The sequence below is a fragment of the Chitinophaga sp. H8 genome, from assembly GCF_040567655.1.
Taxonomy (GTDB): domain Bacteria; phylum Bacteroidota; class Bacteroidia; order Chitinophagales; family Chitinophagaceae; genus Chitinophaga; species Chitinophaga defluvii.
The window spans coordinates 1,192,530-1,210,490 of the sequence record NZ_JBEXAC010000002.1 but is presented as its reverse complement, the minus strand read 5'-3'; the positions used below and the strand labels follow the sequence as shown (position 1 = coordinate 1,210,490).

Below are 17,961 nucleotides of genomic sequence, written 5' to 3'. Positions count from 1 at the left end.
TTGGAAATGCGTCTTTAAGACTACTATCTACTGAAAATTAACAGCAGAATCTATATCTTAATAAAAACTAATATTCGGGGAGTTCCAACCAATACATCGAATGGTTTTTACAGTAAAACGGTCTGTTTGGAGCTCTAATAATGTAAGTATTGCAATAGATAATAGTTTCCAGTCTCATCGTGCGATAAATGTGTTAGTCATCGAGGGAAATATTTACAAAAGAAACATCTTGTTAAACCTTTTCGAAACATCAATTTTCATTCCTAATGTAAAGACACTTTTTTCTTTTGCCCCAATAGCGGTTTTTCCAGCTGATAATCGTTGTTCACTATATATCTGAACGAACTTAAGAGGCTGGTATGAAATGCCAACAATAAAATCGTCTCTTCTGAATCCGCTGTGGACCGGAGACTGCCCGAAAATTGATGAAATGTGCCCTATGGCAGGAGCATAGAGATTATATCCGGTAAGGATAGACAGTTTATTGAACTTATATCTTCCGAAGATTTCAATTCCCTTTGCGTCAAAAACAACAGTAGGCCTCTGTGCTCCAGTTTGAGGGTCTATATAAAAGCCTTGTGTGAAATCTCCGTTTTTCTGTAATACACACGTTATGCTTAAATCCAATCTTTTACCCGTATACTTAGTACCCAAAGAGACATAAGTTGGGTGACCCGAAAGCCCTAATATTTTCCCGCTGCCTATAATATTTTCACTAAGAAAAGCTCTGTTGAACGCCATTCCAATGAAAAAATCCTGCATAATTTCCAACTGAGTGGATAAACCAAATCCATCTATAAATTGGCTGTTGTTTCCTCCTCTTGCCTGGACCTGCGCGCCAAAACGAAAAGGGCCTATTTGATTTCGATAAATTATGGATTGATCTGCTCGTCCGGTCCCATTTTCACCACCATCTGTCCCGCCAACGAAAGTTGCGGACGCTCTTGCTCCAAAAACATTAAACCTATCTGTATAAGACGTGATATCACGATAAACGCTCCATTGCTTTCCAATGGTAAGGGTACCATATTTGTCCAAAGATATTCCCAAATACCCTAAACGGTTTCCAAAAACCTGTTGGGTCTGCTCGGCTTGAATGTTCAGAAATCCACCAGACAAATTACCATCAGCATTAAAGGAGGAACTTCCTCTAAACATGTTCACCTGTATTTCTACTCCTGCAATAAATCCCGTTTTCCCTTTTTTAATACCTAGTTCTGCCCCAATTCTGGATGCATTTTCCTGAAGTTCCATTTGGTTATCAAAAACAGCTGTATGTCCTCGAAGACCTGCATACGGTCTAATCAATATTTCAACGGAGTCAGTACTATCCTGACCGTATACAGCGTGGAAGCAAAGACATGTAGTTAAACACATCATTAGATGGAATGTACCTCGCATATCTGGCTACTTGTTATTCTTGTTATTAATAAAAACCAGCTCTTAAGAGCCGGCTTTTATTAATAACATTTTTAATTGTTTTGACTTTTTATTACTTAGATACCCTGAAATATAAATGGTTTTGTTTCTACAAATTGCTTTGAAGTTTCCCCTGCGTAAATCTGGTTTTTATCTAATGCAAGTTTTTTCACTTTTCCATCTTTACTAAAGTCCAATTTTTTTAAATCAACCCAGATTGCATTGGGGCTTAGGGCATCCTCAAAATAATACACCAGATTTTTTTGGTCCGAAACAGTTCTCCATCTTGTAGTGGATAGATTAGGAAAGCCTTCCGTAGAGATCCCATATGGAACCGAACACTGCCTGATAACACTGAATGCACCGGCTACCGCAATTCTGGTATTGTCTGTTTGCGGAATGGCTTTAATATAGTAGGAAGCCCGAACATATCTATCTGCTGCCCTGTTGGTACCAGGAAGAAATATATTACCCGGAATACCTTTCCAATATTCGTTTATCGCTAATTGTTCTTCAAATATCGGGTCATTCGTCATTACAGTATAGGAAGGGTTATGATGGATAACTAACTTTCCATTAATGTATTCAAGGATAGCATTGTCGCCGGTGGCATCTGACATAGAAAGATGTACTGTCGTAAATTTATCTGTTCCTGGAATAAAATCTGTAACGACAACAAATTCTTCTTTCTTAAACTCCTCCACAGCTTCGGCTACTGTAGCAAAGTTATCCAATGCATATTGCGCCCACAGAGAAACTGCTAAGCCCTTTTTACCCTTTCCTTCTTTCGAAAATTCTGGATACTTTGAACTTACCAACCAAAGCATATTGGCAACAAGTCCTTTTTCGTTCATACCGTCCGAGATCGCAATGTCCCATGAACTAGTAGTCATACTACCATATTTAGAAGTCCATTTTACAGTATTTTGCCCAGTGCTTCCATCACGTTCCATTCCTCTGGGGAATAGCCATAAGTTTGAGGGGATAGGGATGGAGAAGTCCATGCTCCTGGCAGTAATGATTGTGTTGTTTGGCCCTTTATAAACTACTCTGGTACAAGCATCTGTTTTTTTAGTTATGCCAAATAAAACGGCCGCAGTAAAAGCAATCGCTGTTTTCAGGAATCTGTTTTTTTTCATAAAAATAAAGATATTTATAGGTTAGTAATCCAAAGACAACAATCCTTACAGTAGTAAATCTAGAGAAAATGATATAAATAATTAGAAATATTAACTATAGTTACAAATTTCTAATATTTTATTTAATGGTTTATTGTTTTATTATCGCGTGATTGCCTAATTTAATTATGGGCTAAAAACAACCTGGCAAGATTGTTAGGGTCGTCGGTGATCTTTTATCCGCAACATCTTTGATGTGGAGTAGAAGTAGGTTGTCCGTCAGAAGACGCGACAACGGAAGGATGGTTAGTTTTCTGCATGGTGAGATATTACAGGAAGATAGTCGGGAAATGAATTTGCGAATACCTCCAACGGTAAAGCCAGGGAAATGAATACCTACTATGACTAAATGCCCATCAATGCTCTAAATTGGTCAAGGCTTAATATCTTATTTTGAAAACCGCAGCTGTCAAAGGATGAATGAATATTATTCTCCTCTGTTACTAATCGTCTATCTACATTTTTAGGATTATATAACGCTCCGAATATTAATGATATATCTATAATTGTATTCCATCGTCCATCTGCAACATCTTTGATTGCCTCAACTCCGTGTCCGACATTTTCGAGTAAGAGTTCATTCATAACTAATGCAGGGCAAAAGTCTTGCATGAATTTTATTACTTTGTCATAGTACTCCTGGTCTTTTACAATTGGATGTCCAATTATATTATGTGCTCTATCAACGAAGCTTTGCGCTACTAAAAAAGAAAGCCTACCAATCTTTAGTTTATGAAAATAGTCCCTACGAAGCTGTTTTTTGTTTTTAAAATATTCCCAATCCGCTTCCCCATTATTCATTGACTTTAAATAATCTTCATAGTTATCCCTGATTTCTCTTTTTTCAAATTCAATCTGACCTCTGACGGTCTGGATATATTTATCCATGTCAGCTTGTTCTTCAGCTTCAATATTACCAACTAGCATTTGAGCTAATGTTATTACTTTGGCATATATTTTTGCATGTTTATCCTCGGTTCCGAAGAAATGTCGCTCCAAAATAGCGTTAAGAGGCGGTATAAAATCCACATGAATATGTGCTGACGAATGCTTTGTTGATAAATCAACAAGTAGTTTTAAGGCTCTTCTACATTCTAGTTTTTCTATTTCTGATTCGTCATTGAAATGACTAATTAACTCCATTGCTGAATTAATCGGAAATAACAACGTAATATTATCTTGTCTACATTTTTGTTTTATCTTGTTAGAAATGTCAAACACTTGGTTATCGGTAAGGTTTCTGACTAAGTTCCTGTAAATATTAGTGTCAAGTATAAGATCCACTTTTCAAAATTTAAGGGTTTAAAATATTGCAACCATTTAAAACTTATGCCACTCAGGGTGCTTCTGGAACTTTTCGAAATATTTCTTGCTCAATTTTGCTTCGACATCCGTGGGAAAATCCGAATTAATATCGTCGTATGTCACCCACCAATAAAATTTAAGTTCTGTAATGTTTGCAGCTTGCATTTGTTGGGGAAATGCTTCATGTCTTTTTATTCTTTTGATTTCTCCAAACCTATGAGGGTGATAACCATTGACTAAACGATCTTTCATTCCGCCTTTCCTAATTTTAAGGGTTCCATCTTTATTTCTTTGGCCACTTGAACCTATGTAAATCAGTACCTCTTTATCCCCTACTATTTTATAAATTAAATAAACGCCACCTTTATCAATCGGTGCATTACATTTTTCTTTCAATGATTCTGAAGTTTTGAAATTGAATGCTCCGGTGTTCTTATATTTTTTAAGTTCGTCGAACATAATATGAGTTTATTAAAACTATCGAACGAAGACAATCGGTAGTTTAATACCTTTTTCGGTTTAAAGAAATTCTCTTATTGCCTCAATGCCTGCTTTCCCTGTTTCTTGAAATACTAATGTCGCAATCTGAAATCCATTGATTGAGACAAAATGATTCTTAATAATTTCAGCCTTCGCAGAAGGAATGAAATCAGAAGTCGTACAAAAGACAAATAGCTGTGCTGGATATGTGTTATCCCTTTTTTGTCTATTAGCAAATGCTGTAAAAGCATCCACATCCCCCCTTCCTACATTTCCCAGATATTTTTTTGCCTGTCCATATAACTCTATATACGTAAAAGGAGAAGTTGAAAGGCGGCCTTTAAAGGGGATAAACCCTTTAAAATCTAAACCCATGTCGGCTGTTCTTTGGGTTATATCAACAGAAGAAGCCCCGAAGCACTTTTTCATGAGTGCAGCACAAAAGTCTTCAAAAACTTGCCATGATAATTTTTTTAATTCTGAATGAATTTCCTTAACTATGAAGTAATTAAGGTTAATGTTAGCAACAGAATTGCTTATTGAATTATACAAGCATGCGACGTTTTCTTTTGTAGAATAATTTATCAAATTCTGAACGTCTTCACAAAAGAAGCGGAGATTAGATTCTGCCTTCGCAGATGCCTGCATAATATTATGACCTTGTTTTGTGTAATATTGAACCAATAAGGCCATTGTCTCATAACGAGACTTAGGTGTTATGAAGATTATCTCCTCAATAATTTCATGCATCACCTTCTTTTAATTTTTTTATTCTTTTAATCTGCTTTTTCATCTCATCAATATTATTTTCAACTTCTTCAACATCTTCCTTTGTCATTTCATTTTCAAGTCCTTCTCCAATTATATTTTTAAAGGCATCTATTGCAGATAAAATACGACTCATACATTCGGGTAGTGTTGTTTTTTGTGCATTAAGATTCTTTTGTTCAAAAAAATTAATGGCCTTTTGGAAGTTTTTATCATCCAGATAATTCAGTGCTTTGGGCTCATCAATAAAATTTACCAAAGTTCTTATCTGGTGAACATCTGTAATTGCGGATGCACCACTTTCATCTGGAATTATCCAATCATAAAATCTTCTATATTCAGCCATGTTGTTAAACCTATAGTGTTCATCATCCCAACCAAAATATTCTCTTAGCACCGGGCGCCTCAATACTTCATCAAAATGACTGAAATAAGAATGTTTCCATTTTGAGCCATATTCTTCATCAGCTCTAAATTGAGCCATTGCACTATAGGTTTTGTAATATCGGTTAATATCTCTCACAGACATTCCAATCATTTTTGATATTGTGCCTGGATCTTTCCCCTTATCTATCATTTCGCTAATGAATTGTGCTTTCTGGTAGGCGTCCCATTCTTTAATTCCGGCTACATTCCTTATTCCTTGAATAATTTTACCTATACTTTCTTGATCATCCTCTACATTATCAACTATCAAAATATCTATAACAGAAATTGCATCTATTTGAGCTTGTTCTAGTAAATTTTGGCCTAAGGCAAATTGCTTAACAATATACTTCAGAGCTGTAGTTCTTCTGTTTCCTTCAATTACAACATACTTACTATTATCAAGCTCTTTAGCTACTATATTATCCACAGGAAGAAACCCTACAGTTTCAATTGAGTTTGCTAAGGATAAAACGTCGAATTTAGAGTTCATCATTTTTTCATAAGCATGTTTCTGTACCTCATCTTCTGTGAATCGAGAATTAGGTATATTTAGACTTTCATCTGATATATCTGCAAATCGTGGATTGTTGGGGTCTAACAATAAGTCTACCAGACTAACAGTTGCTTTTTTTAATTTCATTTTTTAAATTTTCGCCAGTTTAATATCATATAAAAGCCATCTCAATTTTAGTACGGCTCATTAACATTTTTTATTTGTCTGTCTTATGTTCCATGTTATGCAGTTCAGTATTCCTCCGTCATTGGCAATTTCGTTACTGTTAATAGTAACGATGGTCTGTCCTGCAAATATTGATTCAAATTGCTTTACCACTATTTCATCTTCCTTGACACCAAAAGTCGGGACGATTACAGAATTTTCCATTTGCAAATAATTGATATAATCTCCATTTGCTTGGTCGTTACTCTTGTTGTCATATACGTGGTAAGGAATTTTGATATAATCAAGTCCTGTATTGTGAATGGCAATTTCAAAAGCCCGGCAAAACCATTCTTTCTCTTGGTGGTAGTCGTTAATAACAACTGTATTCTCGCCTATAAACCGAACCATTCCATCTGCATGGCCTGTAAAGTCGCCTGGCTGTTCGGGAACGAAATAAATTTCATTAACCTGTAAAAGCTCGTAAAGCTGCTTAATTAATTGTTTGCGTTCGTAGTTCGGATTGTCAATAAAAACACGGTCGGTCATAATAACCTTGTTGGTTGTTCTTGTTACGTTCCCTCCGTCAAGAATAATATCTGTTTTAATTGTGTCAATTCCGATATTGCGGCAAATTGCATCAACGTCCGAAATAGTTTTTGAATATTTCTTTGCCTGCAAGTATGAAGGGTTATAAACAAACTGAACAAATTTATCGAGTTCAGTTTGTATTGGCATATAGTCAACTGCCCAAACGTCTTTGGTGTTGGGAAGTAAGGCAAATTCAACATTATATTCAGCTAATACAATTTCAAACCGTTTGTAAAAGTCTGGGTATTTTTGAGGTAACGTATCCGCTAAGTATAGAAAATTCGTTTGGCAATCAGTTATCATTTCGGAAAAAATTTGTCCATTCTGTTTGTTTTGCTTGTCCGTAAAACCTTGCTGGCGTTGTTAAAAATTGAAAAGAAATTTTTCTTTCGTTACAATAGTTTTTGATTTCATCAATTCTCGATTTCATATTTGGAATATCGCCAAACGATTTTCTTGTTAGGCAAACTCGTTTTAAATTGGGAAGTTTGTTGATTTTGGAGATGACATTTATCCATTCAGTTACTTTATTGTCAAGATAACCGTCATCATAATTAGCGACTTCGTCAACTTCAACTTCTGAAATTAGGTCTATAAAATCAATCCTATATTTTTCAATGAATTTCAGTTTTTCGTCTTTCGGTTTGGTTTTAAGAGAACTTTCATTAAATGCAGTGGGAATAAGTGTCCAAAGAAAATTTCTCTGTCTGCCATAAAAGAAGTCTGCCTTGTTTTCTTCTGTGTCTGGATTAAATGTCCCAATAACCAAAGTTTCTGTCTTTGGGTTAATAGTATGATTTAAGAACCGATGTCTAATTTTTGTCATAATAGTAATACTTAGGCTATATTTCTCTGTTTTCCATACAGTTAGAACTAAAATAAGAATAAAATCAATACCCAGCTTAAACTTGTTTAAGCCACAAATAAAGTCGCGCCAACAAAAAAGCATCCGCTGGAGCGGATACCAATAGGCGCACTTTATTTTCCGCGTTAGGGATTGCTGCAAAGTACCTTGCTACTGCGAAAAGCCCTACCCGAAGGGGAACGCCCAAATATTCCTCATCATAACATTCAGATAAAGGTTAAATAAAAATACAAAATAAATAAACCAGTCAGAGGACTCGTAATTATGTGAAGAGAAGCATCCCGTATTAGAGAATGCAAGGTTGGAAACTAATGACGATACGCTGAAAAATTCGGCTATGATCTGATAACGATCTGCTATTATATCATGAACTAGCCGAGGTTGCTAAATGATCGGGTTGTTCTCTTTCTTCTTTCATATAACGTTAATTTCGGTTCACTACAAAGTAAACACCTTTAAGCCGTAACCTACCGCCAAACAGACGTAGATTACAATATACAACTACTATCGACAAAGAACTTCTTCTTCTGTGGCACTGCTATTATCAGCAATTTGGACCATCGCTATAATACAGACCGCATAATATAAAAGTTTATAATAAGAGTACAAAATAAATGAACCGATCAGAGGACTCGTAATTATGGGGTATGACTCAGGGTGACGTAGCTGCTGATATGGAGGTCGTATTACATAGACCTGTTAGCCAGCAATTCATTTCGGATTTAGAGAATAAGGAGAATATTGAGGACGACGAACTACTCCGGCAAATTGCAGAAATATTAAAGGTTGACGAAGAAGTATTAAAAAGTTTAGATTGGGATGTGGCTATTACTGTAATGGGGAATACCTATACCAACAATAACCATGAACACTCTGGCGCTATTAACCAGCCCATTAATCTCACAATCAACCAGACATTTAACCAGTTTGATAAACCGATAGAATTATTTGCAAGCGAAAAGGCGGAATTAAAGAAAGAAAATCAAGAGCTAAAAAAAAGAGGTTGAAGCGCTAAAAAATGAGAAAAAATAACGCCCGGAGCTGTGCCCTATTTGAACGCCCGCATGGAAAATCGGACCAATATTGAATGGAACAAAGACGACATAGATGTATTAGGTTTTTTAAAAATTGATGTATTGGCGCTTGGTATGCTTACCTACATACGTAAAGCATTCGACCTGGCAAAGAAGCACTATAACCTTGATCTAACGCTCGCTAACATTCCCCAGGATGATCCTGCTGTTTATGAAATGATCTGTCGAGCTGATACCATTGGTGTATTTCAAATTGAAAGTAGAGCGCAACAGTCAATGTTACCGAGGTTAAAGCCCAAAGTATTTTATGACCTGGTAATTGAAGTTGCCATCGTTCGCCCTGGTCCAATAGTAGGGAACATGGTTCACCCTTACTTGCGCCGACGCAATGGAGAGGAACCCGTAACCTACCCGTCAAAAGAACTGGAGGAAATTCTTGGGCGCACGATGGGTGTTCCGCTATTCCAGGAGCAGGTAATGAAAATTGCGATTGTCGCTGCGGGATTTTCACCCGCCGAGGCGGATCAGTTACGGCGGAGCATGGCAACTTTTAAAGTCAGCGGTAAAGTGAGTCAATTTGAAAAAAAGCTGACTGAAGGCATGATGAGCAGAGGCTACACTGAGGAATTTGCAAAGCAAATATTCGAGCAACTCAAAGGTTTTGGTAGTTATGGGTTTCCAGAAAGTCATGCCGCTAGTTTTGCCCAACTGGTATATGTTTCAAGCTGGATAAAATGTTATTATCCGGAAATATTTGCCTGTGCGCTGCTTAACAGTATGCCGATGGGGTTCTACCAACCCGCCCAAATTGTAATCGATGCCCGCAGGCATGCAGTTGAGGTACGACCAGTTGAAGTGAATCTCTCAGACTGGGATAATAAGTTAGAAGAGCCAGTTGGCAAATATCGTGCACTACGGTTAGGCCTTCGCCAAGTGTCCGGGCTCCGAGAAGATGAGATGAAACTGCTGGTAACGTTACGACAGCAACCTTATACCAGTGTTCAGGAAATTCGGGATTTAGGTATTTCTATCACTTCACTTGACAAATTGGCCAACGCAGATGCCTTTCGCTCTATGGAGTTGGATCGGCGGAACGCTTTATGGGAAATTTCTGCGTTGAAGGACTTGCCAGAGGGTGTATTCAAAGGCCAGAAAACACCAGAAGAATCAGTAACGCTGCCCACTATGGGCGAAGGTGAGCAGGTCATTCAGGGCTATGTGGCTACATCTTTATCTCTGAAAGCACATCCAGTGAGCTTTGCTCGGGAAAAGCTGCAGATGTTATATGTCTCTACGGCAAAGGATTTGGATACCATTGGGAATGGCAGCCAAGTAAGGGTAGCTGGCCTACCTATTGTGCGGCAACGTCCCAGTACAGCAAAGGGAGTATGTTTTATTACATTAGAAGATGAAACTAATACCATTAACCTGATTGCATTTGAAACCATTTTTGAGAAGTATCGCAAGCAAATATTACAATCAAAATTGCTCATGGTCGCAGGTCGCCTTCAGCATGAAAGTGGAGTGACGCACGTAATTGTTGAGGAGTGTTTTGATTTCACTAAACTTTTAATACAAACTCTCGCGAAAGGTCAAACAAATAAAGGGAAATCAACAAATGCGAATGAAATATTTCCTGAAGCCCGTAATTTTCGGTAGCCCCGAGCTAATTCCGCAAAAAAGCCTTCCCCAATTAGCAGCCATTTATCATCCCTACAGTTTTGGCCTTCTATTTTTTTCAATTTGTTTTATCTCTTTAAAAGCCATTTCACTATCTATCCATTCAAATTCTCTGACATGCACTAAATGGCAAGCCTCAATCAGCTTATTAAGGTGCATGCTTACATTTAATAAATCAACTTCCCCTCCGTCCATCTTACACTTTGATAAAGCAAGATGCAAAAGTGAATGTATATCTCGTTTCCATTCGGCTAGACCCTGATACCGAAAGAATTTTGATAGCGCGATGTACGGATTAATGTATTCCTTCCACTTTAGTGTTCTAGGAAAGTCGTCCCAGTGATTTTTCCTGAAGCGATGGCTACAATAAAAATCGCTCTGGCACAGTTCTGCTACTCCCAAATTTAGCGGTGAAAGGTCTGCCAGCCTTTCGGCGCTGTCTATTTGCTGAATGATCCAGGATGCCTCAATAATCCCGCATATCTGCTCATAGTAGGAGAGAAGAAAAGAGGGTGATGTCTCGCGCCATTGCTGCTTTCTATTTGAGAATTTAATCCATTTATTAATGAGATCCTTTGCCTCGTCCATATAATGATCTGAAAAAAAATCGTTAATCACCTTGAACGGGTTGGAAAGTTCTTCCTTTCTCAGATGCTGAGGGTAAGGTTGAAATAGTAACGGTAAGGCCATGCATTCAAGTTTTAATTTCCAATATTGGCGGAGCAAATCGTCTCGCCACAAAATCAAAACATTTGCAGCGTGCTTCGCAATCAGGGGAGCAAGATAATGGAGAACATTTTATGAACTAGAAAAGCATACAACGAGTATGTAAATACTGATGATCTGTATGCAAATACTTACAGAATGTATCTTTTAGAGGACGTTACAAGCAAATTTTAAAAATCTCCGGCACTGAATCGACGGCAAAAATAAAAGCCCTTCTTACCAGGAAGGGCTAAGTAACCGAACCACCAGTTCGTTCTAATTTTATTAGAACTCGGAAGATACAACCTTGTTGAATTTCAAAATAAAAAATCCAGAGAAAATTGGCTATTCAAGTGATTTTGGTGATAGCCGCAGCGGCACCTGTTTGCAAAAGGTGATTTAGCGGTTATTCAATACCGTGAAAACCCCCAATAAAATCGGGTGAAAAAACGCTTGTCTTGTATAGGCCATAATCTACACATTTGCTGGCCGGATTCGAGCACTTCTGCTTGTCGAAAAGTCACATGCCATAGTTGCTATTCATTGTTTGTGAAAAACTGGAAGTCTCCGCATCCCAATACCATCTGAAACCGCCAAACATGCTGAACCACCGCAGTGTACTCCTTCTTATTGGGATACTCCTATCCCTGCATATGCAGGCGCAGGGGTACGATACAGCTTCAGTATCTTCTCCCATCAGTAGTAACTACCTGGAGACGGTAAATAAAAGAGCCGGTCAGTTAGAGCAAAAGCTGGATAAGCAATCGGAAAAAATCATCACTCAACTTTTAAAGCAGGAAAATAAACTAAAGCGGAAACTGGCACGAAAGGACTCTACAGCAGCTACAGCGGTGTTTGGTGATGCAAAGCAACGCTATGATCAATTGCAGCAAAAACTGGCAGGAACTCCAAAACTCAAACAATACATTCCTTCTTTAGATACCTTAAGCACTTCCCTCAAATTCCTGGAACAAAACCCGCAATGGATCGCCTTTGCCAAAGATGGCCCCGCTAAACTGAAAGAAGCCATGAGCAAGGTGAATGGCCTGCAAACCCGCTTCCAGCAAGCCGAAGAGATAAAGAAATTCATCCGGGAAAGAAAGCAATACCTCAAAGAGCAGTTAGGCAAACTAGGACTGGCCAAAGAGCTGAAGCAACTGAACAAACAGGCTTATTACTACAGTGCACAGGTCAATGAATACAAACAAGTATTGAAAGACCATAAGAAAGCAGAACAGAAAGCCATCGAGCTATTAAGCAAGACCAAACTGTTCAAAGACTTTTTACGGAAGAACAGCCAGCTGGCTTCGTTGTTCCGATTGCCGGGCGATCCGAATGATCCAACTGCTGTTGCCAGCCTGGCAGGGCTGCAAACAAGGGCACAGGTGAATGGGCTGATCCAGCAGCAGATCACTGCCGGAGGACCGAATGCGCAGGCACAGTTCAGCCAGAACATGCAGCAGGCACAAAGCCAGTTGAACGAACTTAAAAACAAGCTCAGCAAACTGGGTGGTGGCAGTGGCGAAGAACTGGACATGCCGGATGGTTTTAAACCCAATGGACAAAGAACGAAGAGTTTTTTTCAGCGTATTGAACTGGGAGCAAACATTCAATCACAAAGGTCCAGTGGTTATTTCCCGGTAACGAGTGATATCGCTTTAACGGCAGCTTACAAGCTGAATGAAAACAGTATGATCGGTGTGGGAGCCAGTTATAAAATGGGTTGGGGGCAAAACATTCAAAATATTAAGATCACGCATCAGGGGATCGGTTTGCGGTCGTTCATCGAATGGAAGCTGAAAGGCTCCTTTTGGATGGCTGGCGGTTATGAGATGAACTACCGGAGCGGGTTTCAACGGATCGCAGAGTTAAGGGACAGGAGTGGATGGCAGGAGAGTGGTCTGATCGGGTTGAGTAAGGTGGTGGACCTGAGATCGAAGATCCTAAAGAAGACGAAGGTGCAGTTGTTATGGGATTTTCTAAGTTATAGAGAACGCCCTCGACCATCCTCAATTTTGTTCAGAGTAGGATATACTTTTTAAAAAAGCAAATTTTCAGTTATGGCGTTTAACAGGAAAATGTATGCCGTCCTAACCTTTTTGGGTTTGATGGGCATTTTAAATGCTCAGCAGGTTTTTCCGCACAGTACATTATTGGACTACACCGTACCAAGCCCCAATGCTGCTTCTTTGGGCAAATTTGGCGATATTCCAGTGAACTATAATGTAGGATTACCTTCTATTACAGTCCCCATTTACTCTTACAGTACGCCAAATGACGCACTGGCACTAAATGTATCGCTTGATTATTTCGGAGGCGGGATCAGGGTGCAAGAAAAATCATCGAATGTTGGCATCGGTTGGTCATTGAATGCGGGAGGAGTAATTACCAGGCAAATGCGTGGTGGCCCAGATGAAGGAGGTATGGGATATACGGGATACTGGGCGGGGCCAGCGTTGCCCAATGTTGCGGATTACCAGTTGGATGAAAATATGTATGGCACTACTGTTACTCCAACTAACCCATATTTTCGTTACAATGCCGGTATAGAAGACTCAGAACCAGATATATTCTCCTTTACCTTCGGTGGCAAGTCTGGAAAGTTCATTATTGGAAAGAATGGGGATGTCTTAATTTACCCCAGTCAGCGATTGAAAATTACAAAACTTCCTGGAAGTCCAACTTTCGGGTTTACAATAGTCACTGAAGAGGGTGTCAAGTACATATTTGATCAGCAGGAAAATTCAGGTACCTATGTAGGGAATGTCAAGTATTATAATGCAAGCGCCTGGTATGTAAGCAAGATCGTCGCACCTTTTAGCACTGAAGAGATTAATTTTTCTTACGAATCTTATATTTCCTATTATCAAAGGCTGTTTTCGCAAACGGCTTATAAAAACATGATGGGTGGGTCGTCGGGGACACTGAGTGGGCTTCAATCCTACGGAAACTTTATGAGTTTTGAGGCCAAGCGGCTGACCAGTATTAGTTTTCCCAGAGGAATTACCTTAAACTTTTCGTATTCTACTGTTGATCGTTGCGATGTAATTGGGGACAAGACGCTCAATGAGATTCTCATTACAGATGGACAAAATACTCGGGGATTCCGATTGAACTCCAACTATTCCTTTTCCTCTTCGGCACCGCCTCCTTCAAATTGCACCGGCTACAATGAAGAAACAACCAGGTTGGTCTTGCATGATGTGACCGAATTTTCAGGAAATGTAGAGAAGGCTCCTTATGTTTTTGAGTATAATTCGAGTGTTGCATTACCGGGCACCAATTCATATGCTGTGGACCATTGGGGATTCTATAACGGAGCCACCAGTAATTCAACGCTGCTGCCATATAACGGTACCGGGATGGGAATACCGCCATCGGGGGCGTTAGATAATGCCAATAGAGATGCTAATCCTGCGTATGCTCAGGCTGGCATTATCAAGGCAATTCATTACCCAACAGGCGGCCACTCGGAATTTGAATTTGAATCGAACACGGTGCCAGCTACAGGAGGTAGTCAAACTGTCAATCAGAACATGACTGCATCCATCAACGGTATGTTGCCAGATAGAAGTACTACGTTTACTCTGGAGAAACCCGGCACGTCTGCTTCCCCTACTGATTTTCACTTTGAATTCGGTGGATTTTCTCCTGCTAATGCCAATTGCCGCATTATTGCAAGTATTGTTAGTCTTGATGGGGCCACTACTTACACAGATGTTACGTTGGGGCCAGGTGTTGGATACAGCAAGACAGTCTCAGTAAGCATTCCTCCTGGTACTTATAAATACAAATATGCCTTTGAGTTGCCAACCTCGCCGTGTGTAACAGAGTTGTTTGTGGTCGCACTCGATTGGATCAATATCATCACTGTTCCTGCAAACACTGGCTGGCCAGTCGGCGGCCTTCGAATTAAAACAATTAAAGAATTCGATGGGGTAAGCTCCAATGCCCTAAAGTCTCGGAGTTACAGCTATACGATTGAAAATAGCGAAGTATCTTCCGGTGTCTTGGCTGTTAAGCCGTATTACACGTATAACTACAATGATGAGTGTCTTGGCGGAATAGATTGTAGCAATGAAGAAACACTCCAATGTATGGCACAAACGGGCGCATACTTTGTTATATTCAGTTCACCTTTATTCACCTTATCATCAGCTTTGGGGAACACGGTGCTATATAGCAGAGTGGTCGAAACATTTACCGGTGATGGCACGCAAACCAATGGTAGCATAGTAAGGACGTATACAACAACATCCACAATGCCAGAGCATGGATTTCCATATGATGCATTCAATCCATCTTTTATGACTGCTCCGTTTGTCACGCCACAGTCGCTGGACTGGATTTATGGGGCATTGTTAAGCGAAAAAGTATACGACAACAACACCGCGCTTAAAAAAAGTGTTGAGAATACTTATGCGCTAAAAGCCGATGCCTTACCATCCAACATTAAGAACAATTTTAAAGGGATCAAAGTATTTAGGCGACGCTCAGTATGGGTTGGATGTACTGGTGGCGCCTTACAAACTTTAAACTTCCAATTGAACGAATATTTCCCCGTAGTTGGAGTATCGCAACTGGTAAGTTCAGTAGAAAACGATTATAAAGACAACGCCATAGTCAATACCATAGTCAAAGCCTATGAATACGATCCTGATTATTTTACAGTTTCAAAAATAGCTACGACCGATAGCAAAGGTAAAATCATTGATCAACGCTTCTATTACCCTTTCAGCTATACAGGTAACGCAGCCTTGACTGCGCTTACCAATACGCACCATATCCTCTCCCCACTCGTGAGCACAGAAATCTGGCAGGAACAACCTGGCGACCCATCATCCAGAAAATTAATTGGAGGGCAGATATCGGAATATGCCACATTTAACGGGTCGATCATAAAGCCTGCAACGATGTACGACTTTCAGGCTTTTGGTCCAGTGCCTGAATCAACGATTGGTGTCTTTAATCCTTCACAGGTGGTGAGAAACTCCACTTACTATCGCACCGCAGTCCAATTCACAGCTTATAATAACAATGCATATGTTATAGGACAAAAGAAATACCAGGACGTCCCGGTGTCTTACATGTGGGGCTCAAAGGGAAGTGGGCCAATTGCCGAAGCGACCAATGCATTATCGAGTGAGATCTATTTTGAGAGTTTTGAGGAGCAACCTGGCTGGACAACTGGTTGGCTTAGCTATGACCAATCGAAAGCACATGCAGGACGCTGGTCTGCGAAACTGACGGCCTCGGTGGGCTCTCCAGCGGTTAATCTTTCGCCAAAGTGGTTGACTGTATCGCACGCGGCCCCTAGAAAATATCATTATTCGGGTTGGATTTATAGTGATGGTCCAACCAGTGGCATATATCTATTTATGAAGACTGCTACAGAAACCGGTTATTATACTTACGTGGATAATATCGGGACAACCGAGACAAACAAATGGGTTTACCTCGAAAAAGATTTTTCAGTGCCTGCCAATATCACTTTGCTCAACCTTCGCATTGACAATAATGGAGGTGGGAATGTCTGGTTTGACGACTTAAGGCTGCACCCATCCGATGCGAGAATGACTTCGTATACATACAGCCCACTTGCGGGTATGACCAGCCGGGCAAATGCAAATAACCGATTCACATTCTTTGAACATGATAATCTGGGAAGGCTGGTTTTAACAAGGGATCATGACAACAATATCTTACAGAAATTCTGTTATACTTATACTGGTCAGACTGAGGAATGTTCCTTTGGTACAGCTCCTGACTGGCGTAATACTTCTACCGCATTGCGCTGTAAAACCTTTGACGGGATTAGGACCGGTGAGCAAGAGCAGGAACAACAGGATATGAACCCCTATAGCCAATCAACCGGTACTACAAGATGGGTAGTTGTTGGCCAGAATTGCAGTGTATGTGCCAGACCTGCAACATGGGAGGCCACTGGCCTTACTAGATGCCAACTAGATGGTAATGGAAACAATACAGGCTACCGTGAGATGAAATTTATAAACAGGGAATCCTGCAGCGCGAATTACTTAGCAGAGAAATGGGAGGTGTATACTCAAGACCTTACCAATTGCCCACCACCACCGCCCCAATGCAATGAAAATAACTGTACAGGTAATGATAAAAAGTGTATTGGCGGAGTTTGTGAGACAGGGGTTTGGACTTGCGTAAGTGCAACCCGGCTTGGGCCAACCGTTTGGCGGGTGACCTATCGGTATAAATTCAGTGACGGATCTTATAGTACCTATTACGAAGAAATTGACCAAAGCAGTATGTGCGTCGCCGGAGATCCTATTGAACCTTAAACATATTTTTATGACAAGAATAATCTTATTTCTTTTTGCATTCCCTGCCTTTGTAAATATTTATGGTTTTAGTTTCAATGACGCAAAAGGGAACCTTGTACCACTAAGAAAATACGAAGGGCGAAAAATACTAATGGTAAATATTTCCACCGGTAACCCTAAAAGCTATCAATTAAGAGGTCTGCAGGAGTTGTATAGGCTATACAAAGATAGTTTGGTGATTATTGGGGTGCCATCGAATTCCTTTGGGAATGAGCCGCATACTCCGACAGAGATCGACAAGATCTGCAAGGAAGACTATGGCGTGCAATTCCTGATTACGCAGCCGGAAAATGTTATAGGAACGACGCGCCATCCTATCTATCAATGGTTGTTGGATTCAGCAGCTAATGGTGTCGGTCCTATCCACATCCGGGAAGATTTTCAGAAGATATTGTTCGATAAAACAGGGAACGTAATGGGTGTTTATTCGGCACAGGTTGACCCACTTGATTCAAGTGTCCAAAAAGCGATACTTGGCATTTATTGAGCACTT

The 17,961-nt window shown here is 39.8% G+C and carries 14 protein-coding genes; 5 read left to right on the top strand and 9 right to left on the bottom strand.

The features are described 5' to 3' along the window. Nucleotides 1–213 precede the first annotated feature (213 nt). From ABR189_RS18835 to ABR189_RS18800, 8 genes are all read right to left on the bottom strand, one after another. On the bottom strand, nucleotides 214–1,401 hold the full coding sequence (locus ABR189_RS18835) for a porin (RefSeq protein WP_354662015.1): 1,188 nt from the start codon (nucleotides 1,399–1,401) through the stop codon (nucleotides 214–216). Nucleotides 1,402–1,496: 95 nt separating this feature from the next. Beyond that, nucleotides 1,497–2,558: a linear amide C-N hydrolase gene (locus tag ABR189_RS18830; RefSeq protein ID WP_354662014.1), complete on the bottom strand. Its 1,062-nt coding sequence runs from the start codon at nucleotides 2,556–2,558 to the stop codon at nucleotides 1,497–1,499. 384 nt (nucleotides 2,559–2,942) lie between these two features. Further along, the gene (locus ABR189_RS18825) at nucleotides 2,943–3,881 is read right to left on the bottom strand and encodes a hypothetical protein (protein WP_354662013.1); all 939 of its coding nucleotides are present in this window, start codon (nucleotides 3,879–3,881) and stop codon (nucleotides 2,943–2,945) included. A 36-nt stretch (nucleotides 3,882–3,917) separates the two neighbouring features. Beyond that, nucleotides 3,918–4,361, bottom strand: coding sequence for a hypothetical protein (locus ABR189_RS18820; RefSeq protein ID WP_354662012.1), 444 nt, complete (start codon nucleotides 4,359–4,361; stop codon nucleotides 3,918–3,920). 60 nt (nucleotides 4,362–4,421) lie between these two features. Next, nucleotides 4,422–5,132: a restriction endonuclease gene (locus ABR189_RS18815; RefSeq protein WP_354662011.1), complete on the bottom strand. Its 711-nt coding sequence runs from the start codon at nucleotides 5,130–5,132 to the stop codon at nucleotides 4,422–4,424. Beyond that, the gene (locus ABR189_RS18810; RefSeq protein ID WP_354662010.1) at nucleotides 5,125–6,219 is read right to left on the bottom strand and encodes a ParB/Srx family N-terminal domain-containing protein; all 1,095 of its coding nucleotides are present in this window, start codon (nucleotides 6,217–6,219) and stop codon (nucleotides 5,125–5,127) included. The genes ABR189_RS18815 and ABR189_RS18810 overlap by 8 nt, the downstream gene beginning before the upstream one ends. A 60-nt stretch (nucleotides 6,220–6,279) precedes the next feature. Next, nucleotides 6,280–7,131 (bottom strand): agmatine deiminase family protein, encoded by an 852-nt coding sequence (locus tag ABR189_RS18805; protein ID WP_354662009.1) that lies wholly within the window; start codon nucleotides 7,129–7,131, stop codon nucleotides 6,280–6,282. After that, the gene (locus ABR189_RS18800) at nucleotides 7,121–7,654 is read right to left on the bottom strand and encodes a hypothetical protein (RefSeq protein WP_354662008.1); all 534 of its coding nucleotides are present in this window, start codon (nucleotides 7,652–7,654) and stop codon (nucleotides 7,121–7,123) included. Before ABR189_RS18800 ends, ABR189_RS18805 begins: the two co-directional genes overlap by 11 nt. A gap of 686 nt (nucleotides 7,655–8,340) precedes the next feature. Here ABR189_RS18800 and ABR189_RS18795 point away from each other — a divergent pair. Both ABR189_RS18795 and ABR189_RS18790 read left to right on the top strand, forming a co-directional pair. Beyond that, the gene (locus ABR189_RS18795; RefSeq protein ID WP_354662007.1) at nucleotides 8,341–8,700 is read left to right on the top strand and encodes a helix-turn-helix transcriptional regulator; all 360 of its coding nucleotides are present in this window, start codon (nucleotides 8,341–8,343) and stop codon (nucleotides 8,698–8,700) included. Nucleotides 8,701–8,757: 57 nt separating this feature from the next. Next, a complete protein-coding gene (locus tag ABR189_RS18790) occupies nucleotides 8,758–10,386 on the top strand; it encodes a helix-hairpin-helix domain-containing protein (RefSeq protein WP_354662006.1) in 1,629 nt (542 codons plus the stop codon). A gap of 54 nt (nucleotides 10,387–10,440) precedes the next feature. Here ABR189_RS18790 and ABR189_RS18785 read toward each other — a convergent pair whose 3' ends face one another. Continuing rightward, nucleotides 10,441–11,097 carry a hypothetical protein gene (locus ABR189_RS18785; protein ID WP_354662005.1) on the bottom strand — a complete coding sequence of 219 codons (657 nt, stop codon included), beginning with the start codon at nucleotides 11,095–11,097 and terminating at the stop codon, nucleotides 10,441–10,443. A 614-nt stretch (nucleotides 11,098–11,711) separates the two neighbouring features. Between ABR189_RS18785 and ABR189_RS18780 the strand changes: the two genes are divergently transcribed. From ABR189_RS18780 to ABR189_RS18770, 3 genes are read left to right on the top strand one after another with little or no spacing between them, the layout of a single operon-like run. Further along, on the top strand, nucleotides 11,712–13,154 hold the full coding sequence (locus tag ABR189_RS18780; protein ID WP_354662004.1) for a hypothetical protein: 1,443 nt from the start codon (nucleotides 11,712–11,714) through the stop codon (nucleotides 13,152–13,154). An 18-nt stretch (nucleotides 13,155–13,172) separates the two neighbouring features. After that, nucleotides 13,173–17,426: a hypothetical protein gene (locus ABR189_RS18775; RefSeq protein WP_354662003.1), complete on the top strand. Its 4,254-nt coding sequence runs from the start codon at nucleotides 13,173–13,175 to the stop codon at nucleotides 17,424–17,426. Nucleotides 17,427–17,436: 10 nt separating this feature from the next. After that, entirely contained in the window at nucleotides 17,437–17,955 is a 519-nt protein-coding gene (locus ABR189_RS18770; protein ID WP_354662002.1) for a hypothetical protein, read from the top strand. The last annotated feature ends 6 nt before the right edge of the window (nucleotides 17,956–17,961 follow it).